This is a genomic window from Chryseobacterium sp. G0201, from assembly GCF_003815655.1.
Lineage (GTDB): Bacteria > Bacteroidota > Bacteroidia > Flavobacteriales > Weeksellaceae > Chryseobacterium.
Map to the genome: position 1 here is coordinate 1,718,043 of NZ_CP033917.1, position 21,729 is coordinate 1,739,771.

23 protein-coding genes are annotated in these 21,729 nt (G+C 33.7%); 5 read left to right on the plus strand and 18 right to left on the minus strand.

Annotated elements, in window-relative coordinates:
• Nucleotides 1–71: 71 nt before the first annotated feature.
• The 5 genes from EG348_RS07700 to EG348_RS07720 all read left to right on the plus strand — a co-directional run bounded on the left by EG348_RS07700 (nt 72) and on the right by EG348_RS07720 (nt 5,856).
• Nucleotides 72–1,760, plus strand: a complete 1,689-nt coding sequence (locus EG348_RS07700) for a DUF6909 family protein (RefSeq protein WP_123982188.1) — start codon at nt 72–74, stop codon at nt 1,758–1,760.
• 205 nt (nt 1,761–1,965) lie between these two features.
• Nucleotides 1,966–2,433 (plus strand): DUF1572 domain-containing protein, encoded by a 468-nt coding sequence (locus EG348_RS07705; RefSeq protein WP_123982189.1) that lies wholly within the window; start codon nt 1,966–1,968, stop codon nt 2,431–2,433.
• Between the two features lie 215 nt (nt 2,434–2,648).
• Nucleotides 2,649–4,490, plus strand: a complete 1,842-nt coding sequence (locus EG348_RS07710; RefSeq protein ID WP_123982190.1) for a M1 family metallopeptidase — start codon at nt 2,649–2,651, stop codon at nt 4,488–4,490.
• A 74-nt stretch (nt 4,491–4,564) separates the two neighbouring features.
• Nucleotides 4,565–5,323 (plus strand): type III pantothenate kinase, encoded by a 759-nt coding sequence (locus EG348_RS07715; RefSeq protein ID WP_123982191.1) that lies wholly within the window; start codon nt 4,565–4,567, stop codon nt 5,321–5,323.
• On the plus strand, nt 5,323–5,856 hold the full coding sequence (locus EG348_RS07720; RefSeq protein WP_123982192.1) for a GNAT family N-acetyltransferase: 534 nt from the start codon (nt 5,323–5,325) through the stop codon (nt 5,854–5,856). The genes EG348_RS07715 and EG348_RS07720 overlap by 1 nt, the downstream gene beginning before the upstream one ends.
• Here EG348_RS07720 and EG348_RS07725 read toward each other — a convergent pair.
• The 18 genes from EG348_RS07725 to EG348_RS07805 form a co-directional block, all read right to left on the minus strand.
• A complete protein-coding gene (locus EG348_RS07725) occupies nt 5,853–6,284 on the minus strand; it encodes a nucleoside deaminase (protein ID WP_066753674.1) in 432 nt (143 codons plus the stop codon). The two genes, EG348_RS07720 and EG348_RS07725, sit on opposite strands and share 4 nt — an antisense overlap.
• Nucleotides 6,285–6,287: 3 nt before the next feature.
• Nucleotides 6,288–6,911: an energy transducer TonB gene (locus EG348_RS07730; protein ID WP_228414844.1), complete on the minus strand. Its 624-nt coding sequence runs from the start codon at nt 6,909–6,911 to the stop codon at nt 6,288–6,290.
• A gap of 52 nt (nt 6,912–6,963) precedes the next feature.
• Nucleotides 6,964–7,884, minus strand: coding sequence for a helix-turn-helix transcriptional regulator (locus EG348_RS07735; RefSeq protein WP_123982193.1), 921 nt, complete (start codon nt 7,882–7,884; stop codon nt 6,964–6,966).
• A 196-nt stretch (nt 7,885–8,080) separates the two neighbouring features.
• Nucleotides 8,081–8,434: a hypothetical protein gene (locus tag EG348_RS07740; RefSeq protein WP_123982194.1), complete on the minus strand. Its 354-nt coding sequence runs from the start codon at nt 8,432–8,434 to the stop codon at nt 8,081–8,083.
• Nucleotides 8,435–8,445: 11 nt separating this feature from the next.
• On the minus strand, nt 8,446–8,667 hold the full coding sequence (locus tag EG348_RS22070; RefSeq protein WP_123985037.1) for an EndoU domain-containing protein: 222 nt from the start codon (nt 8,665–8,667) through the stop codon (nt 8,446–8,448).
• Nucleotides 8,664–8,975: a hypothetical protein gene (locus EG348_RS07750; RefSeq protein WP_123982195.1), complete on the minus strand. Its 312-nt coding sequence runs from the start codon at nt 8,973–8,975 to the stop codon at nt 8,664–8,666. The genes EG348_RS22070 and EG348_RS07750 overlap by 4 nt, the downstream gene beginning before the upstream one ends.
• 107 nt (nt 8,976–9,082) lie before the next feature.
• The gene (locus tag EG348_RS07755; RefSeq protein ID WP_123982196.1) at nt 9,083–9,421 is read right to left on the minus strand and encodes a hypothetical protein; all 339 of its coding nucleotides are present in this window, start codon (nt 9,419–9,421) and stop codon (nt 9,083–9,085) included.
• A gap of 150 nt (nt 9,422–9,571) precedes the next feature.
• Nucleotides 9,572–9,952, minus strand: coding sequence for a hypothetical protein (locus tag EG348_RS07760; protein WP_123982197.1), 381 nt, complete (start codon nt 9,950–9,952; stop codon nt 9,572–9,574).
• Nucleotides 9,953–9,962: 10 nt separating this feature from the next.
• On the minus strand, nt 9,963–10,676 hold the full coding sequence (locus tag EG348_RS07765; RefSeq protein WP_123982199.1) for a hypothetical protein: 714 nt from the start codon (nt 10,674–10,676) through the stop codon (nt 9,963–9,965).
• A gap of 94 nt (nt 10,677–10,770) precedes the next feature.
• Nucleotides 10,771–11,160: a hypothetical protein gene (locus tag EG348_RS07770; RefSeq protein WP_123982201.1), complete on the minus strand. Its 390-nt coding sequence runs from the start codon at nt 11,158–11,160 to the stop codon at nt 10,771–10,773.
• Nucleotides 11,161–11,171: 11 nt separating this feature from the next.
• Nucleotides 11,172–13,439, minus strand: coding sequence for a hypothetical protein (locus EG348_RS07775; protein ID WP_123982203.1), 2,268 nt, complete (start codon nt 13,437–13,439; stop codon nt 11,172–11,174).
• Nucleotides 13,440–13,530: 91 nt separating this feature from the next.
• A complete protein-coding gene (locus tag EG348_RS07780; RefSeq protein WP_123982205.1) occupies nt 13,531–14,433 on the minus strand; it encodes a hypothetical protein in 903 nt (300 codons plus the stop codon).
• 28 nt (nt 14,434–14,461) lie between these two features.
• A complete protein-coding gene (locus EG348_RS21790) occupies nt 14,462–18,109 on the minus strand; it encodes a hypothetical protein (protein WP_185145500.1) in 3,648 nt (1,215 codons plus the stop codon).
• Nucleotides 18,110–18,416: 307 nt separating this feature from the next.
• Entirely contained in the window at nt 18,417–18,587 is a 171-nt protein-coding gene (locus EG348_RS21645; RefSeq protein ID WP_164463264.1) for a hypothetical protein, read from the minus strand.
• Nucleotides 18,588–18,821: 234 nt separating this feature from the next.
• Nucleotides 18,822–19,859, minus strand: coding sequence for a patatin-like phospholipase family protein (locus EG348_RS07790; RefSeq protein WP_123982207.1), 1,038 nt, complete (start codon nt 19,857–19,859; stop codon nt 18,822–18,824).
• A 189-nt stretch (nt 19,860–20,048) separates the two neighbouring features.
• On the minus strand, nt 20,049–20,549 hold the full coding sequence (locus EG348_RS07795) for a M15 family metallopeptidase (protein ID WP_123982209.1): 501 nt from the start codon (nt 20,547–20,549) through the stop codon (nt 20,049–20,051).
• 146 nt (nt 20,550–20,695) lie between these two features.
• Nucleotides 20,696–21,211 carry a hypothetical protein gene (locus EG348_RS07800; RefSeq protein WP_123982211.1) on the minus strand — a complete coding sequence of 172 codons (516 nt, stop codon included), beginning with the start codon at nt 21,209–21,211 and terminating at the stop codon, nt 20,696–20,698.
• 71 nt (nt 21,212–21,282) lie between these two features.
• Nucleotides 21,283–21,666 carry a hypothetical protein gene (locus tag EG348_RS07805; protein ID WP_123982213.1) on the minus strand — a complete coding sequence of 128 codons (384 nt, stop codon included), beginning with the start codon at nt 21,664–21,666 and terminating at the stop codon, nt 21,283–21,285.
• Between the last annotated feature and the right edge of the window lie 63 nt (nt 21,667–21,729).

Here is a 21,729-nt window from a genome sequence, read left to right on the forward strand (position 1 = left end):
TAAGTAGTTTGTTAAAAGATACTTAAAATAAGTTGAAGGGAGATTTCGTATATTTGTGTGAAATTTATTTTATGACAAATTCTAGAGCAAGAGAAACAACAGAGGCAATTGAAAGACTATACATCTCTATGAGACATTTATTTTATAGAGGATTTTTCAAGCCTGGTGGTGTTTCTGGAGAAAGTATTAGAAGTTTGTTGAAAACAATCAATCCTGAAATTTATGGTACCATGAATGTTCCAAACAAATTGGAACTAGATGGTTTGATGTATGTTTTAGACAGACTTCCGGAGGGAATTGAGGAATGTGCTTTTATTCATCTTACATCAGATGAGGGTTTTGATAAAGGAAGTTTCGAACCAATTGTACCTAAAAAGAGAAGAAGAAACTGTTACAGAATAGACGAACACCAGATGAATATTGAAGTTCTTTTGGGACGTTCTGAGATCTATGACATTCTTACTCACTTAACATTCTTATTTATAGAAGCGGACAAGATCCGTAATCTGGCGTTCATTCAGGACGAAAACTGGAAGCCGACACGCGCTTTTAAAATTATCGAAGAAGTAGTAAAAGGCGAAAAAAAATTCAGCAGAAGAGAAAAAGAGGTTGCTCTTATTCACCTATCATCTTTAATAGGAAGAACTTTTGATGAAACGTTGAGAGCGTACAACACTTTCGGAGATGACAGTAATCCTGACCGTTTGTTTAAGATCATTTATAACTTAGGAAAAGTAAGTTTAGAGGATGCTAAACAAAGCAGAGAAAGAGAAATTCATTTCAGTGCTATATTAAAGGAAAGAGTAGGTCACCATTATTTTGGTGAAAAATGGGCCAACAAAGTGAAAGATGTTTTATTTGAAAACGATCTTCACATGCGTCCGCTACATATTATTTCTGCAAACATGCACTCCGTGAAAAATATGCTGTACGGAAATGATGCTCTGAAGAAAAAAGATCACAAAGAAGTAGACTATAAAATGTACGGAGATATTTCCGACAAGAAAGATCTTCGTGATAAAGTTTCAAAATATGCATTAGACCAAGGTTTAATTTATATTGATGATAAAAGCGGGAGTAACATCGATGTTCAGATCATTGATTTAAGCAAAACAGAACTTAAAAACACACCGTTCGGTCATATTAAATATGGCGGAGATGATGTAATTATGGTTTTTGATTACGCTTTCGGAGAACAGGCTTTTGAGGTGATGGATGAATTATTAAGACCTTTCGAACAAAAAGGAGAGGTTTATATGATGAAAGTAAAATCTGTTTCTATCATGGGTAAAGCTGGAATTTTAGAAGGTGCAAAAGGAGACATTATGATCCCAACTTCCCATATTTTTGAAGGAACGGCAGATAACTATCCTTTTGAAAATGCTTTGAAACTGGATGATTTTAAAGATGATGAATTAAAAGCTTTTGAAGGAACGATGATCACCGTTTTAGGAACATCGCTTCAAAACAGAGATATTTTATCCTATTTCATGCATACTTCATGGAAAGCGATCGGATTGGAGATGGAAGGAGCGCACTACCAGAAAGCAATTCAGGTGGCGTCTAAAATCAGACATCACATTGCACCGGATCTTTTTGTTTGTTATGCTTACTATGCTTCGGATAATCCTTTGGAAACAGGAAGTACATTGTCTTCAGGAGGCTTAGGACTTACTGGGGTAAAACCAACATATCTGATTACATTGAAAATTTTAGAAAAGATCTTAGAAAGCGGTAAAAAGTTACCGACTAAAAAATAATTTTGATTCTACATTAAATATCAACCTCAAGTGTTCTGCATTTGAGGTTTTTTTTATTAACCACAGATTTACACAATTTTTCACAGATGATTGCGCATAAGATCTGTGTGAATCCGTGAAAATCTGTGATCAAAAATAATTTTTCTAGCGAATTAGGCGAGAGAGATAAAAGTTTAAATTAATTATCTTTAAAAAAATTAAAACAATGAGTTCAGTTTTACAATTATCAAAAAGATTCAGAGAGGTTTTGCTTGATGGTGTCTGGATCGCGAATACTAATTTTAAAGATCAGCTTAAAGATGTAACCTGGGAGCAGGCAACAACAAAAGTCGGTTCTTTGAATACGATTGCAATGCTTACTTTCCACATTCATTATTATATTGCAGGACTTATTAATGTTTTTGAAGGCGGCGATCTCGAAATTAAAGATAAATACAGCTTCGATCTTCCTCCAATTGAATCTCAGAAAGAATGGGAAGATTTATTAAATCAATTATGGATCGATTCTGAAAAGTTTGCAACATTATTAGAACAAATGCCTGATTCTAAAATGGATGAAGTTTTCGTAGATGAAAAATATGGGACTTATCTTAGAAATATTGATGGAATGATCGAACATTCTTATTATCATTTGGGACAGATTACTTTGATTAAAAAGCTGTTGAGTAATTAATTCTTTTAAACACAAATTAGCACTAATCTTTTCAAGAATAACACGGATAGTATTTGTGTTTAAAATTGTGAATTCATTTGTGATATTAGTGTTTAAGTATTTAACAAACCGTATTAAAATCCATCTAAAACCATTCAAACAAAATAAAATCTCAACATAACTCTATTTTTTAGGTCTTATTTTAATTACTTATCTTTAAAAAAATAAAATTTTAAATGAAAAAATCGGTTGCAATCCTATTTGCATTTATCATTTCTCAATTTCAGGCACAGCAGACGCCTTACTATCAGCAGGCTGCGAAGTACAAGATGGATATTGATGTTAATGCGGAAAAATTTACTTATCAGGGAAATCAGACTTTAGAATATACCAACAACTCTCCGGACGAACTGAACGTGGTGTATTTCCATTTATATTGGAATGCTTTTAAACCCAATTCAATGATGGATCAGAGGGTGGCTAGTCAAGGTAAAAATGGTGACTCAAGATTGCAAAAAGATGGTATTTCAAGATTGGCTTATATTCCGAAAAATGAAGAAGGCGCTCAAAATATTCACTGGATCAAACAAAACGGACAAAACCTTAAGTTTGAGATTCAGGAAACAATCATGAAGGTGTATTTGGCAGAACCGATCAAGCCAAATTCAACAACCAATTTCACAATGGAATGGGATGCCGTGATACCTCAGCAAATCAGAAGAAGCGGAAGAAACAACAAAGAAGGCGTTGATATGACCATGACGCAATGGTACCCTAAAATTTCAGAGTACGATTATGACGGATGGGCAACTTTCGATTATTTGGGAAGAGAGTTTCATGCACCGTTTTCTGATTTTGATGTTACGATTAAAATTAATAAAGATTATGTGATCGGAGCAGGTGGAATCCTTGAAAATCCGACAGAAGTAAAAGGTTATGATACCAATGCAAAGATCAAAACAGAAAAAGATAAAAAAGCAATCTGGAGATGGACAGCTAAAAATATGCTCGATTTCGCATGGAGTGCCGACAGAGACTATATTGTAAAAAGTTTTGATGTTCCGGAAGGTCCAAAAGTTTTCTTGGTTTATCAAAACAATGACAAAACAAAAGCTTGGGAAGAGGCTCCGGCATATCTTACGAAGTATTTCCAGATCATGAATGCTCATTTCGGGAAATATGTATATCCTACTTACGCTTTCATTCAAGGTGGAGACGGGGGAATGGAGTATGGGATGTGTACCATGATCTTAGGTGAAGCTAAAAATATTAAAGATTTAATGGGATTAATGGCTCACGAAGGCGCTCACTCGTGGTATCAGCAGATGCTGGCAACTAATGAATCGATGCGACCATGGATGGATGAGGGATTTACAAGTTATGCGGAAGGATACACCATGTATCAGTTATTTCCGGAAGAATTGCCGAATCCTTTTGCGAAAACATTGGAAGCTTACAGAAAATTCCTTCAGAAAAAGATTGAAGAACCTGCAGTTTGGTTAGGTGATCATCACGACAACGGAACTTCTTATACGTATTCTACCTATGTGAAAGGAGAATTATATTTGGTGGAATTAGGTTACATCATCGGTGAACAGAATTTAGCTGAAACCTTGAAACAATATTACGATCAATGGAGTATGAAACATCCTACAGACAGAGATTTTATTCACATTGCTCAGAAAGTTTCAGGAATGGATTTGAAATGGTTCCATCACTATTGGATCAACACGACAAAAACGATCGATTACGGAATCAAGGATGTAAAATACGATGCAAAATCTACAACGATCACTTTGGTTAATAACGGACAGGTTCCGATGCCTATCGACTTCAGTGTAATGACAACGGATAAAAAAATTGTTACATATCAGATTCCAACGAATCTTACTCATACTTGGAAGTCAAAAGATGCTTACGGTGATTTTAAAACCGTAGCATATTGGCCTTTTACACAGAAAGAATATACATTGACGGTTCCTTACACGAAGTCCCAATTATCTGTTTTGGGAATAGATTTCAGTCAGAGAATTGCTGATGTGAATATGGAGGATAACTTTTTAGAAGTGAAACCGTAAAAAATGTAATATATAAAGGAGTGTTGGAAAATACTCCTTTTATTTTTTATAAATTTGAAATTATTTTTAAATAAATGAATTCAATCGTAATCAACGTAGGAAACAGCAATATCAGATTTGGTCTTTTTGATGACGACAATTGTGATATTTCGTGGGTGATCAATACAAAACCTTACAGAACGGCAGACGAGCTTTATGCTCAGATATTGATGCTGTATCAGACCTACAAAGTGGAGCCAAAAGACATCACTAAAGTCATTATAGGATCGGTTGTTCCTCAGCTTACTAAAGTGATAAGTTCTGCGATAAAAAAGATCCATGGGATCGCTCCTGTGATTGTTGATAGAAGTACACCCTCAGGCGTTCAGGCAAAATCTAAACAGATGGGAACGGATATTTATGCCAATCTTGTCGCTGCTCACAATTTGTATCCAGACAGAAAGAAAATTATCATAGACTTCGGGACAGCTCTTACGGCAAGTTGCGTAACGGAAACCGGAGAAACTTTGGGAGTAATTATCGCTCCGGGGATTATTACAGCTTTGAATTCTTTAATCAGCCAAACCGCCCAGCTTCCTGAAATTGAATTAAAAAAACCAAAAACTGTTTTAGGATTGGATACTGTAACCTGCATGCAAAGCGGGATGGTTTACGGGTTTTTAGGAATGGTAGAAGGTTTTATCGACCGAATTAATGATGAGGTGAATGACGATTGTTTTGTGATCGCAACTGGCGGTGTTTCTCATGTTTACAAGCCTTTGACAGATAAAATACATATCACAGACCGACTTCATACCCTGAAAGGATTATACTTTTTAGGAAAAGATTTATAATGAAAGAATTTCCAAGAATAGAAACAGAACGATTGATTATCTCTCAATTGAAAGAGGAGGATATCCCTTTAGTGGTTGAATATCTTCAGTCAAAAATATTTTCTGATCTTACCTCAAATATCCCTTCTCCTTATACAGAAGAGGATGCTCAATTTTGGTTAAAAAACTCTCAGCAAGCCTTCGAAAACGGTTCAGGATTTACTTTCGCGATCCGAGATCAGGACGATAAAATTATTGGAGCAATCGGACTTCACGATAGAGGAGACGATAAAGCGGAACTCGGATATTGGCTCGGTGCTTCGTTTTGGAATAAAGGCTACGTCACCGAAGCCGGAAAAGCGATTATAGATTTTGGATTTAATGAATTGCATTTAAATAAGATCTATGCTACCCATTTTTTACACAATCCTGCATCAGGAAAGGTATTAGAAAAAATAGGAATGGAAAAAGAAGCTCTGTTGAAACAGCATTTAAAGAAAAACGGAGAATATTTTGATATTCCACTGTATTCTGTTTTTAGAAATAAGGATTAACGCTTAGATTTAAAAAATTCTTTAACGATTGAAGAACACTCGTTTTCCATAACTCCAACGACCATTTCTGTTTTTGGATGAAGGGAAAGATGTTTATTGATAAATCCTCTTTGCTCATCTCTAGCACCAATCACAACTTTTGAGATCTGCGACCAGGAAAGGGCTCCCGAACACATTACGCAAGGCTCCAGCGTCACATAAAGTGTACAGTTTTTTAAATATTTTCCGCCAAGAAAGTTCGCTGCTGAAGTTATTGCCTGCATTTCGGCATGAGCTGTAACGTCATTTAGAGTTTCTGTAAGGTTGTGAGCCCTAGCAATCACTCGGTTGTTAGAAACTATGACACATCCGATGGGAACCTCATCTTTTTCCAATGCAATTTCAGCTTCTTGGAAAGCCATTTTCATGTAATATTCGTCGGTAAACATTAATTATTCGATATTCAAAGTTAGAGGAAGTTTAAAACGAAATCTTACGGCATCACCATTAATTGTTGCCGGAGAAAATTTCGACGAAACAGAATATAAGGCGATCTCGGCCTGTCTGTTAAAGGTGAAATTATCACCCTGAGCCTGAACATTGCTAATGCTTCCATCTTTTTCAACAATAAAAGCAACATTGGTTTTAATTATTTTTAAATCTGAATGAACACCTTCTGAATAAAAAAGATCGACAACTTCCTTTCTTAAAGCATCAACTCCGCCGGGATAAACTGCCGTTTTATCTGTCGTTGCTTTGAGTTCGGAAGGATCTTGAGGGCTGATGTTTTTCTTTTGAATTCTGGCAAGATCTTCAATATTTTTCACTTTTAATAAAGCTCCGATCAAGGCTACATTTTCAATACTGTCCATTTTCTTCATGAAAAAACGGAAGTCATTTTTTATGGCAGATTTGTTAAAAGCATTGGTTTCGGCATCGAATTTTTTCTTAAACTCCGTACCCAACATACTTCGGTGATTGTTGTAATAATTCTTTACTTGTTTAAAATCCTCCGTCTGTTGCGAAAAACAAAGGGACGAAATGAGGCAAAACAGGTAAAGAAATAATGCTTTCAAATTGATATATTTATGTAAAAGTAATCAAAAAATATGACATCTGATCATTCTTTTATTGCTCAGAATAGCTGTTTAAAGACTCCTGAAGATGGGTGCGGATGTCATCAACTAAGGTTTTAGGTTCTAAAACGGTAACTTCTTTTCCGTAAGACAGAATTTCCTGCATAAAGTCGTAAGTTGGGTGTAGGAAAAACTCAAAAAAGGTTTCTTCAAGGGTTTCTTTTGTCTCTTTCTGTGACTGGTGAAGAGGGAAGCTCTTAATGTATTCTCCCTGATGTTTAGTACATTTAATGACAATTTTTTGAGGTTTTTGTTCGGATAAATTCATTACCCCGAAAGCATTTTTAAAATGTTCTCTGAAATTATAATTATATTTTTCCCTGAATTTATTTTTATCAACATCGAGATAATTAATTCTGTCTAAACCGAAAGATTTCAACGCTTTATCCTTGGTGTCGATCGCAATAAGATACCACCTGTCTTTGGATTCTTTCAACGCCAAAGGATGAACTTTTCGGGAAGTCATCAGTTTGTTTTTGTAATTGTAATGCTCAAAAGTCACGACTCTTTTATTACGAATGGCAAAGAAAAGATCATAAAAATGTTCAACTCCAGTCGGCTTTCTGGATTCAAAAAAGATGAAATTAGAGAAATCCGGATGAAGATTCAGCGCATTACTTACCTGAAAAGATTCTAATAATTTTTGGTTGTATTCATCCACTTCCATGATCGGTCGGCTCTCAATATAATATCGATTGTCACCTTTCTTTTTGTTATGAATAGAAAGGTTGAAAAGACCTAAAATCTCACGAATATCCCTCTGCAAGGTACGGATAGAGTAGCTCTTAATATCCGCATCCTGAAATTCAAAAGAGTTCAAAAGATAGTCCTCCAGCTGAGAATACGTCGCCGGAGAACTCTCTAATCTTTTTATAATTAAGGCATATCTTGTCAGGTAAAAGTCTTTTTTCATTCGGATATATTTATGTTGCAGCTTTGCTGCGTTTTATTTTGTCGAATGGAACGCAAGCGTTTCATGGATGAATTTTATAAGACAAATATATGGGGTTAATGCGACAAAAGGTGTCGTGTTTTATTTTTTTGTGGAAACTATAGACTTTTGATTTAATAAAAAAGTGTTGTTATCAAGTGAAATATTTTTTTGAATTTTAGGCCATGAATGCTTTCCAGTCTTTCATTAAGTCAATAAGCTCTTGTAATGGCATTTGGAAACTTTGGTTATATTTATTGCCTGTCAAAAAATAAGCTACATTACTTTCTACATCTAAACTACCATTACCATAACCAATGTCCCAATTATTTCCTAGGGGAGCAATTATTTCATCCCATGTTTTTACTTCATTTTTTACATTCTCTAGATCATCTATTACTTCTTGTATGTCATCTAGAAAACGAAATTGACCAACGAAATGACTTAATAATATATATTTATCATCTACAGATTTTACCGCTTTAATATCTTCATTATTCAATCCTTTATTAATGAATTTTACTTTTTCCATTTTTTTACTTTTTAAAAAATTATAAATGCTGTATGAATTTCTCTTGTATTTTTATCAATATAAAATTCTAGTTTTACACCATTTTTAGTTATTCCTTGAAACTTGTTTCCGTCAGAAAATGTAATATTCTCACTTGCTTCTTTTACAACACTTTTTATTTTTTCTAAATCCCACTCTTTTGGGAAAAAGGTATGTTTATCTTTTTTTATTTTAAAATCTCCTAATTCTTCTATCCTCTTATTTTAATACCATCTGCAAAATCTGAAATAATTGGAGCATTTTTAACCTCCATCTTCAGAAAGACATTCTTTTTAGCTTTATCAAAAAAAGCGGCTTTTGTGTTACTTCCGCAAGAAACAAAATCATTGTAATTTACTACACTTCCTTTTTTATGCGTTTTTAAAAATGCTTGTAATAAGGAGTCTTCACTAAATTCTAAGGCTCTAAAAGCAGAGCCGTTGTATCTTGGCATTTTTTCTAAAGCAGCCGTAATAAGCTTGGAAATTTCCTTTGTTTGCTTACTATTAATTCTGTTTCTCAACCAATTATTTAAATCGGAATAATAATGGTTAGTGGTATAACTCCAAAGTGAAAAGGCGTCTGTTTTAGTAATACTTTTACTTTTTTCGACTATTTCAGATATTTGATTTAAAAAAAAATAAAATCATTTTCATTATGATATTTTGTATAATAGTCTAAAATATCATCTTCTGTCTTCCCAAATTCTTTTAATGCGTTTAAGAAATCTTTTGGCATTTCTTTTTTCATTATTGACTTACTAACTTTACCAAAACGCCTCCTAAAAATTCCAGATTTCTTTTCTTTTAATCTTTTTTCTCTAGCTTCTAGTTTATCCTTCACCCTTTTCTCAGCAGGAGTAAGAGCATGATCTCCGACTTTTTCACCAAACCCGAAAACCTCATCTATAAAACTTTCTAATTTAGCAAAAAGTTCTTTTACGCCTTTCTTAAACTCCCGGATGAGCATTTGGATAAAATCCAGGACTCTTGTGAGTAAGTCTTTGGTAAAAGTAACAGTTTCTGGAAATTAAAAACCGCTTCGTTGGAAGCGGCGTAATATGGAAATTGTTTATCTTTCAGTGGGATGTTGTATTTTATTCAACATTATTAATGTTTATTATTTACTGTTTCTAGTCCTTACTAGTGGTTTATAATTTGAATCTATATAGTCTCTAATCTCTAAAATGTCAGATTGTATAAGTAAGGGGTTCCATGTAAGAACATCGGGGTGTAATTCAAATATTTCAGTCATAAGGGGACAATGCTGAAATAGTAAATTATATTTTTGATAAGTTTTCTTATGACCTAATTCATACTTTTCTAAACTTTTTAATCCTATTTTTGTTTGTTTTAGCCATGTTAATAGCCAGCTTACAGCAAAATAAAAATCATCTGTAGATAATTCATCTTTTGCTTTTTTTAAATAAATTTTTGGTCTTACATTATTAACTTTCCAATTAATTATTTCATCAAATAATTCTTTAAATTCTATTTTCATAATATTATATTTAAGGATAAGTGTAAAAAATATGTTCTAGCATACTTTCAATTGTTTTGTATTCCACATCCATTTCGGTTGCAATTTGAAATGCTCTTTCATGAAAATAAGCTCTTTTCTCAAATGAATATATATCTCCTAGTATTTTGTCAATTTCTGCTTCAGATTTTCCTAATTCAAATAATCTTTGCTCCTCCAGATAATCTAAAGTGTGAGTACCTTCATGTATCAATTCACTCATAAATGATTCTATTGATTTATCTTCTCTAAAATAATTTATATCACCATAAGAAAATGCTTCTATTCTATATTTTTTATAATTTGATAATTTTCCACCACTTTCTAAATAAGCCATTTTAAAGGTGCTTTCGTTTAATATTTCAAAAAGCATTTCTCCATCTTCAATTAATTTTGCAATTTTATTTCCTTGCTCAGTAAAACCTTTTAATGAATTAGCAATTTCAATCTTAGTAAGAGTTCTTATAGATTTTCCCGACCATTTTTCAACAAAATCTTCATGTTGTTTTATTCTTTTTGTCTTAGCTGGGTCTTTCTTCCTCTCCAGCTTTTTCTGGATCTTCCTATGTTTATCTTTCCATCTTTTCTCTGCAGGAGTAAGAGCATGATCTCCGACTTTTTCACCAAACCCGAAAACCTCATCTATAAAACTTTTTAATTTAGCAAAAAGTTCTTTTACGCCTTTCTTCAACTCGCGGAGAAGCATTTGGATAAATTCCAGAACTTTTGTGAGTAAGTCTTTGGCAAAAGTAACAGTTTTTGGAAATGAAAAACCGCTTCATTAGAAGCGGCTTAATTAGTTATTCTTTTTTACCATAACTATGTCTTACTATTTTGTAATGCTCATTTACATAATCTAAAATTTCCTGTTTTTCCTCTTGGCTTAAAAATGAATTGAAATAAATTTTACTGGCTTTGAGTTCATACAATTTTGAAAGCTCAGGACAGTTGTCGAAAAAAATCTTATATTTCGGTAATGAAACATCAGAAAGCTGAAGATAATCATTTTGGTATTGAGCAAAGGGAACACCTTGTTTTATTTTTTTGTGCCATTGCATGAGTAAATTTGTAAGAGTTACGGAATCACTTATTCCTAGCTTTTCATCAGCTTTTGCTAATATTTCATATTTAAATGGCTTTTTCCCATTTAATGTTAGCTCTATTAATAATTTTTTTATTTTTGAGTCCATTTTATAAAAATTTAATATTCGTCGTAATTTGAAAAAATATTATTCAACATTTCTTCTATTGTTTCGAAGTCTTTTTCCATACCCGTAGCTTCTTGCCATGCCTTTTCATGAAAAAAAGCCCGTTTTTCAGAAGACCAATTACTTCCCATAATTTTGCTAATTTCAATTTCAGATTTACCATTTTTAATCATTTCTATAATTTCATTCATTTCTTTAGCATGCGTTCCCTCATGGATTAATTCGCTTAAGAAAATATCAGGTTTTCGGGAAGCTCTGAAATACATATCGGTACCGTCAGCAAAAGCATGAGTATTTTCAGCAATTTCCAAGGTGTCACCATATCCATCCATACATAATTTAATGTAATCATCATCATCTAAAATATGGATAATAATTTTTTCCTCTTCTATTAATTTTGCAATTTTATTTCCTTGCTCAGTAAAACCTTTTAATGAATTAGCAATTTCAATCTTAGTAAGAGTTCTTATAGATTTTCCCGACCATTTTTCAACAAAATCTTCATGTTGTTTTATTCTTTTTGTCTTAGCTGGGTCTTTCTTCCTCTCCAGCTTTTTCTGGATCTTCCTATGTTTATCTTTCCATCTTTTCTCTGCAGGAGTAAGAGCATGATCTCCGACTTTTTCACCAAACCCGAAAACCTCATCTATAAAACTTTCTAACTTAGCAAAAAGTTCTTTTACGCCTTTCTTAAACTCACGGATAAGCATTTGGATAAATTCCAGAACTCTTGTGAGTAAGTCTTTGGTAAAAGTAACAGTTTTTTCAATAGCCTGTGTAATTTTTTCTAAAGGGTTGAGCATAAAAGCTTCTACACTTTTTGCAAGCTTTGCAACGGCGGCTGCACCTCCTGTGAGTAGGGTTTCTACAATAATATCTACAATAATTCCGGTGATATAACCATAATAATAAGTTGCTTTTTCTAAAGTAAATCCGGTTGCTGCATTTTCTATCCAATTGACCAGACGGATGATGGTCTTCAATTGAAATGTAATGCTCTGATAGATGAAATTTGCATAATCAAAATTAATCACACCTTCCATCAGATCTTCCATGAGTTCCAGAAACATCTCACCGTATTCTACTTTATTATCCGAAATATTTTTCATTGCAGATACTGCTTTAAAAATAAAACCTATTATGGAAAAAAGCCCTGCAATGATGTCGATAATACTGTTGTAAATACCACATAAAAAAGCATTGGCAATTTGAAAACTTCTGTAAATAACATGTTGCATACCGGTTAAAGGATCAACCAGAAATTTTTCAATTTTATCAATCTGTCCAAAAAACAGATTAAGTGCCTGATTCATTCTTTTGAAAATAAAATCAGGAAAGAAGCTTTCTGCTGCATTCAACAGATTTTGAAAAAATGTTTTTGCTTCATCTATTTTTTCAAATAAAGTTTTTACAATTTTTGAATTGATTTTCTTTTGTCCTTCTAGATTTTCATAAGGATTTTTAGAATTTTCATGTTCATAGAATTTTTTAAGTTCCTTATAAAGTATCTCAGGAATAAAAATAGGATTGTATTCGCCTTCTTTCGGAGACGGATTCCAGCTGTTTTCAACTACTTTCAGCCCCGAAATTCCCGTTGCGATACCATTGAAAAATTTTTCTGCACTTACAAATATCTCTTTAGTGAAAAAATTAAAAACCCTACCTACGGCAGCATCTTTTAATCCCAAAAACCAGCTGATAAGACTTACTTTATTTTTGTAAATTCCCTGTTGAATCAGCTTTTTAAGCGCGTCAGGTGTTACTGTTACTTCATGTTTTCTTGAGAAATCAAGTATATCTGCAAAAGGAATATCTTTTTTATTAGTGAGATTTGTACCTGCAACTGACCGAAGTACAGTATTGTAATTATATTCATCATTTATTTCCAAAAAAAGAAGTAATTGATTACTATCAGCAAGAGCTTCCATATAGCGTTGAAGAAGAAAAGCTCCATTTTTACTTGCGAAAAGAATAATATCGATCCCTCCAATGGTCTTTGCGAATTTGTTATTATAAACCCTCACTTCCTCTATGTCTCCTCCGAAGATGGGTTCATCAGAATAGATTTTAAATCCGTTACCTTCTGCTACAGGTTTGCCATCATAATAAGTATTGGCGATTTGTTTTGCTGTTTTTTGTTTGGATTCTGTTGGAGTTTTTAAAACAGGGGAAGGTGGGGGTGAAAGATTAGGGCTATTTCCTCCCAAAATCTTATCAAAAGAATTTCCAAGAAGAGGATTATTTAATATTTCTAAACTCATTGTGTGATTTTTTGGTGTTAGATAAAAGGCAGAGTTTTTAGGCTCTGCCATTACTATTTAATGAATTAACCTTTATGGTAATATCATAGATTTACAATTTTACATACTGAGTACTTATAAAAACAGTAACATTAGTGCTAGCCGGGAGAGAATCCATTAAACTAATTTGCCCATTGGATGCTTCTAAAAAAAATGATGTAAGTTTGCTAACCCATTGGGAATTTTCAATATATCTTATTTGCCCCATAATGAGGGTATTATCTTTGGGTCTGTATTCCGAAGGTATAATTCCCAACATATAGGCAGAATTGCTACTTAGACTACCTATCGATAAATCTAGATATAATGCAATAAATGAACTTTTCTTGGATAGCATGTTTTTGTAGGCATAGATGTTCGGATAGGATGTTGTATTTAATGAAACAATATTCTTATCTATAACTGAATTCGATGTATCTTCCCATCCTATTGTACCATCGGGTCTTGCAACTATATTTTTGGTAAAAGAACCGTCTCCTGAGACATCTGGTAATCCTGCAATGGAGTAATTAAATCCGGATGTATATACTGCCCAGTCAGCTCCTAATGTAAGGGCTGCTCCTTGAACAGATGTTAAAGAGGAGTTTGCAATATTTTTCCCTAGATCTTCAACAGAAAGTTTAGCTGTATCTCCGTAAGCATTAAGAGCGATAATTTTGTTATACTCCTGAATATTTCCATCAAAATAAGGTTTATCTAGTTTATTGTTTAGTTTGTCTCTTGTGTTGACATTAAAATTTGCCTGAGTTGTAATTCCTTCTCCAATTAAATTAAAATCAGAAATACTTACATAACCATCAACTACTGCATGGGTTTTTAAATCTCCATTGGCATCAATCGCGTAGTCTGTGTAAGTAGCTGCACCTGGTGCAGCTACTTGGTAAATTACATTTAGTTCTCTTTCTCCAGCCGGAGGCAATGCATTTACTCTTATAATTTTTCCTATGTTGGACATTTTATTGTTTTTTAGTTAATGATTTTATTTAAAGCCAGTCTCCGGTAATTATTTTTTCTTCCTCACCAGGTTGAATGCCAAGAAGGTTTTCATTCGTTTCAAAATTGAATTTATCTTTAGTGATCACTTCTGAAGGAACTTCAAAATCATTAGGATTTTCTGTTGTAAATGGTAAAGCGTGAGCTACTTTTAGTCCGATACTTTCTGCCTGAAGAATATTTAATGTTGTTGGAAGTCTTGTTAACCATGCTTTTCCTTGTTTAATACCTTTTGGTTCTTTCATTTCATCAACAATAGATAGATACAGTTCATCACCAATTACAGGAACTTCGCCACCATTCCAAATTTTACCTGTTGCCAGATAGAATTGTACGACATCTTCAAAACCTGGTCGAACGGTTGCTACCACTCTTGCCATACCACTTTGTAGAAAAGCTCGGAATAGAGGATCTGTATTTTCTGATTGGTATAGATCCGTCCAGTTTTGTTTATTCCCCCAATAATAAGGGTACAGATAATAAGAAAGGTTTTCCCATTCAAATGCCTGTTCCATGAATTTCACAAAAGCAGTGTATTTATCTAATTTAGAAGTTAGGTTAGTTTCATAATCTGTAAACGTACTTCCTTGAGTTAATCCTTCTAAACCATATCCATGAGTAGAACCAACAGCTCTATCTGCCATATAAGAAATACAGTTTTTACGTAATACTGTATTTTCAATCTGTCTGTAGAAGTTAGGGTTTGAGTCCTTGATTACTACGGCTTTGCTTTGTTCTTCGGATATTTTATTATTGTATTCTACTAATGCTTCTTCATAGGCATCGATGATGGCTTTGAAAATCTTTTGTTGCCATGCGTTTTTTGCCTCTTGAGTTAATTGGAGATCTACTACACAATTGGCAGTTCCTGAAAATAAATCGTAAAAAGTAGCAGAGATAGGAATCGTTTTTGAATATGGTTTTTTAAACTGTCTATCCTGTTGTGTTCCTATTTGAGACCAACGTCCCGAGAAATGAAAAATTTCATCCCCAATTATGATACCGACACCACTAACAGCTCCATCATTAGCCGCACTAAACCCCGCAGAACAGCTGGTTGCTACATAATTATCAGGAACCTGGATTTCATCTTTAGTTGCAAAATTTTCGATACCATTGAGAGCATCGGAATAGTGCCCGCTCATTGATTTTCCAATGCTATAATTTAGTGCTGGCTTATCTTCAATATCAATATTATATTTACTTGACCAATATTTTAAGACCAACTCATCTGTTAATGATGAATAATCCTTCATTTGAAGATTTTTAGAAGTTCTAGGATCTTCAGGCTTTGCGATGTTAACTTGATCCACAGCTTTAATATTTGCCATTCCTAAAAGATGCAATTTGGCAGGTTCAGGAATCATAAACTCAAAAATCATACGTTTACCATAGTCGTAAATCTGATTTTTCATCAATTTATCAACCCATCTGTAAACTCCAACTACGTGCTTATCGCCTTTTCTGTTATCAAATCCGTGAGAATTGTTTTCTTCAAATTCTTCAATGATTTTCTCAATTCTTTCTTCGTGTACTTTAGTTACAATTCTGTCCATTGCTCTTGAAGTAATATCCTGAGCTTCAGTAACTGCTTTTCTAGTACTTTCTTCCTTAGAACTGTGGCTAGCATAATTTGCACCCGCATTTAATGTAAATGATTTATTAGGACCATTATAAGTTGCATTTGCATAGGCACCGAAATCTTTTGCTTCCTGCATCATTTTTGAAATCTCACTCTGCATTTCAAAACGATTAGCAGTAGTAGTATCGTTGATTTGCTCTCTTTCAGTATCAGAAGATGTAGTTGAGGTGTTTTCACTTCTCCTTAATCTTCGTGTAGATTTTTCACGATACTCTCTGGCCATCACATTTTCGATGTGAGCTACTTCACCCTCCACATAGGCATGAGTGCTTTGCTCTACTTTTAAATAATCGGCGATACCAATTTGCTTAAAACCAAATCCTGATGGGATGAAGTCTTTTCCATCATCAATAATTTCCGGGTTTTCATTTTCGTCAACCTGAAGGGCAAAATCTCCGGTTACACAATATCTAGTACTGATTCCAGATGTTCCAAACTCCGTAACTTGACCATTTGTAAAGGCAACTTTAATTCGAATCGCTGAATCCTGAATAGTATTAAAATCTAAGCCCTGATTATACATGTCTTTTAAAAAGATCGTATTGCCGGTTTTGGATTTTACATAATAATCTCCAAAAATCTCTGAATTTGTATTATTTGGTGTTAAAGCATACGAAACATAGCTAATATCCCAAGATGCATCCGGAATAGTTAATGATAAATCAAGGACGTATGATTTGTAGAACGGTCTCGTACAGATCTGATAAATAAACGGAAAGGTTACTGTTTTTGCAGTAGGTATAATTATTCCTCCAATACTTGTATAGCTTTCTTCATTAGCTGGTGTATTTTCAACAATAATATTATTTAGCTTTTCTACATTTTCATTGATAACAGATGTTAGCTCTAAAAATGTATTTTTGCCTTCCAATAGATCATCTAGATCGCTTATATCATCTCCGGCAGCACGTCCTGCAATGTTTTGTGGGTCAAATTTATGTCCTAAAACATCAAGAAGTGTTTCAACGCTCTCTGGTTTTAAAGATGTGACGAGGTTTTCTGCGCTTACTTCGTCTCTAAAGTTAAAATCAAATTTAGGAAGTGTAGGGTAGGGAATTGTTTTAGGTTGTTGGCATGGATCTTTTGGATCGTACTCTGTTCCCGGAGGTCTTACTCCGCAATATTCCTCCCTAGCTGCTTCAACGGCTTCGTTGTAGGCGGTGATAATAGGGGCGATTTGTCTCTGATAAGCTTCATCCTGAGCCTGGTATTCTGCCTGATATTCTTTATTATACTTTTTTTCTGTGGCAGATAAGTTCTTTTTTAAGCTTTCAATTCTACTCAATTTTATTTTTGCAGAAGAGATTTCCTGCTGTTGTCTCATTTCCTCGCTCGGATAGCTTTCTTTAGGCTCGTTGGAAGCCATTCTTGAAACTGACTGAGAAACAGGAAGCGTTTCTTCATCCAACATTAATTCTTTGGGAAGAACAACTCTTGCATTTAATAAAATTTTAGTTTCATCTTCATTGGTTGAAGGATTGCGAAGAGTATGCAAAGCTAAAATGACCTGCATCATGACTTCTTTAATGTAGAAATCTTTTTGAGTAACAACTTGATAAATAAGGTTATTCCATAATACAACATCACTTGGAGCGGTGTATTGGGCTGCAAGTACTTCGTCTCTTTTGCTTACAAATTCCTGATATGTGCAAGTGCTCTTATTTCTGGCCAGCCAAGATGCGAAATCATAAATAACTTTATAAGATCTTTTAAATGAATCTAAGTTATTGGTTGGTTTATCCTTAGAAATACATTCTGTTGTTGGTTCATAAGCGGTTGCGCGTTCCTGTAAAAGTTTTCTTTTAGTTCCGGTTCCTTCTGTAACAGGTTTATAAAATTTGGTATCATCTTTTAGCTCTTCAGGAAGAAGTACAAATCTTTTGTCTTGTCCTTTTTCATCTGAAAGCTGAGGACTTCTTAAGCTTACAAATCTAAATAAAGTTTGTGTTGGTGTGTTTTCTGCCGGCTGTCCGGTAGGGTTTTCAATGTCTGCCATTCTGCAATTTTGGTTTTGATTAATTAAAAGAATATTAGAAGACTCTTTTTATTAGAGTTACTTCAGATTTTCGCCTTATTTTTAGTGGTTTCCGGCGAAATTTTCCACACGGATTTTTAATTTTTCATCTTTATTGTAATTTTTAGTTGATCGGGATTTTTTAAACACAGTTCTGGCTGTTCAACATTTTGTGAATGGTGAATTCAAAGGTGTTTTGCGAACTTTAAATGATTGTTTGCTTGTGTTTTATTATTACTTCAAAAGTAGTGTTGAGAAGCGACAGAACTTGACGTGTTTAAAATTTTTATTAATAAATTTCTTCTTCTAAAATGTCATTCTCGAAATCTTCTCTGAAAAAATTTTCAATATCATCGAGATAGTTTTCATAGTCTATCTCTGCATTTTCGATGTCGCTCCATTCTACGGTGTAGAGCTCTTCATCAAAGGTTATATCTGGATTGTGATTTGGTGCTTCCATGTCTTGTGTTTTGGTAATTTGGTTAAAATTTGAACATGTTTCTGGCTGTCCAGCATTTATAAATGTTGAATTCAAAGGCGTTAAAAAGTTTTTAAATGATTATGTTTTGTGTCTTTGTTTATATATCAAAAGTAGTACTCAAAAGCGACAAAACTTGACGTGTTATTTAATCTTTTTTAAATTTTTAAAATATAATTTAATTTGCTTATATTATACAATTATAAGTAAAAAAGCTTATATTTTATTTCTGATCAGTTTCTGAACAATTTGGTTTAAAGTTTCTCTGTTATCATCAATATAACTTAGTCCGGCTTGGATAAGATTTTCGATATTTGACCTTCTTACATTGTCCATTCCCGGAGAAGCATTTTTTAAAGATGGATTTAATCGGTAATAGTTTTTCTGATTTCTTAAACCTAATGTTTGGAACATCTGGCAAAGTTGATAATCAACGGTTTCTGCATTAGCAGACATTAAGATGTCAATAATTGGACTTACCCAACCTATTTTTCCTGCCTTTTCCAGTTTTTTGAAAGAATAGGGTCTTGCTTCAATTCCTGTCCCGATAGACACGAAAATCATGTCATTTACCATCGGATGATTGGCTTTCTGGTGATTTTTCAAAACTTCTGCAAACGGTATTTTTCTCGCTTCGGCATAAGCGCAAAGAGCAGGATTATTGGCGAACATTCCGCCATCAATTAAGCTGAATATCTGCCCGTACATCGATTTTATCTGAACCGGACTGAAATAAGTCGGTGCCGCTGAGGTTGCTCTGCAAACATCTTTTACATAAAAATTATCTGTGCTGAGATTGGCTTCCCAAGAATTAAAAAGTTTGGCTCTTCTGTTTTCTATGTCATAACTTGTTATTAAACAGGGTTTTATTAACTCTTTTAATTCAAGGTGGCCAAAAAAGTCATTTAAGTTTTTTTCAAGAGCTTCCTGAGAGATCTTTTCATTAAGCAAACCGAATGGATTGATCAATTTCTCCCAAAAAGAAACCTGAAATATGTCACCACCTTTTTCTGCATATAATTCCAGCCCTTTTTGGATAGAATATTTTGCTTTTCGGTGTTCATCGGGGCATAGAATAATAGACGCAATCAGCCCCCCTGTACTGCTTCCTGCAACAAGATCAAAATAATCTCCAAGTTTTGCGCTTGGCTTATCATAATACTGAAGCTGCTCTTCTATGTAGCGTAGAATAATACAGGTGATAATGCCTCTTATTCCACCTCCGTCCAAAGAAAGAATTGTTGTCTTTTTCATGATGTTTTTGGTTGTTTTTTTTAAACTTATTTACAATTTTAGATAACGAAACCAACAGTTTTTTATAATTAACTGTTGGTTTTTGGCATTAAAATATGATTGCTTTTAATGTTTTTCTTGTAAAGTAAAGGTAGACGGAGTAAGCGACAGAACGTGTCGTATTAAAAATTAATTTCAAATAAAAGAGAATTAAAGTATGATATAATTTGATTTATCCCGAGCCATTTTAGCAAGCATTCTCCAGCTCGTTTTTACAATGCCTTTTTTAGTGGAAATGTTCTTTTTTTCGAAGTGAGGAAGGTCTTTGAAGGTTTTCCAGTTTCCGCCCCAATCCCAGCCGTATTTGGCGAAAATTTTCACACACTCGTACCAATCGGCTACCTTGTCGTTATCCCAGTCTTTTACGGTATCCCAACTTGCTGTTTTTCCGTCGATCATTAAGCAAATATCAACAGCAAGACCATAATTGTGAATACTTTGTCCGGCTTTGGCGTTGGTTACTTTTTTCCCGCTTGTAATTCTTCCGATAGCGTATAGTTTTTCCTGTTCTTCAAAGCTTCTTAATCCTTGTGTGATTCTTATTTTTGCTCTTCCCGTAAGGGCTTCATCGCATTCTTTAATGATTTGTTTTACTTCCTCTTGGACGACGGGGTGAAGTTTTTCTATTCTCTGTAAAGTCACTTTATCCATAATGTAAATTTTGTGGTTTTGAAAAACAAAAGTAGGCTTGAGGTACGACAAAACTTGACGTGTTTTTTATAAATATTATTTCATTGAATTGGTATTAAAAAGAAAAGGCTACTCAACCGAGTAACCTTTTTTTGTATAAATTAATATTAAATATCTTTTACAATGAGGGTCGTTTCATTTGTTGTAGAGTCGTAGTACCATTTGGCTTCTATCAGCACTCCATGTACGTAGTTAGTATTAGAACTCCAGCTGCAAAAATTTTCACCCATCGGAAAATCAGAATCGGGAGTTACATTATTTGTTCCGGCATATCTTGCCTGAAACCAATAGAAATGCCAGCGTGTAAGATTTCCCATGGTAATAAGTAATCCCGAAGGTACGGTTTGATTTGTACTTCCTCCACTTGCAGAGGTTCCTACTGACCATACGTTAATCGGCGGATAGCTTAAATTACTTGTATTAAATGATTTTATATCCACCAAAGTTCCTGCGGGAACATTATAAGACGTAAAAACTGTTGGAAGGCAGTTTGATGAGCTTGGTGCATTAGCAAATAATCTGCCTGCAAGATCATAACTGGAATAATTGTAAATATGCAAAGGACCTTGCGCGAAACTTGTAAAACCTAAGAATAATGCAACAAGATATATTAGTTTTTTCATATAAATAAATTTAGTAATTATTGATGTTTTACCTTCTGAATTAATGTAAAACGTTTGATGTGATTGATAAATTAATTTTCAGATTTAATTTTTTTCTGAATGTCATTATACTTTTCAAAGTATATCTTTTGGGCTAACGAAATTGCTTGTTCTTTGCTGTTGGAAGTTCTGGAAGCGAGTTCCTGTTCGGAAATCCCGTTGGCGGAGATTAATTTTTTTGAAGCTAAATAAAGGATCTCTTTGCTTCTTTCATTAAGCTCTGTAGAATTTCCATTTTTGGCTTTCTCTTCCGGAGTAGACAGGTTTTCTGGGTTCATAAGACTTTTCATAGCTTTGTCGAAGTTTACCATTTCATCAGACTTCATACTTTCAACATTGTTCACTGCCATATTCTCAGTTGAACAGGAAAGTATGCAGAATCCACATAGTACCAACGATAAAATTTGTTTTTTCATAATTATTTTTGATTTTGTTTAACAAGTCTAAAATTAATATATTTTTCATCAAATGGTGATATT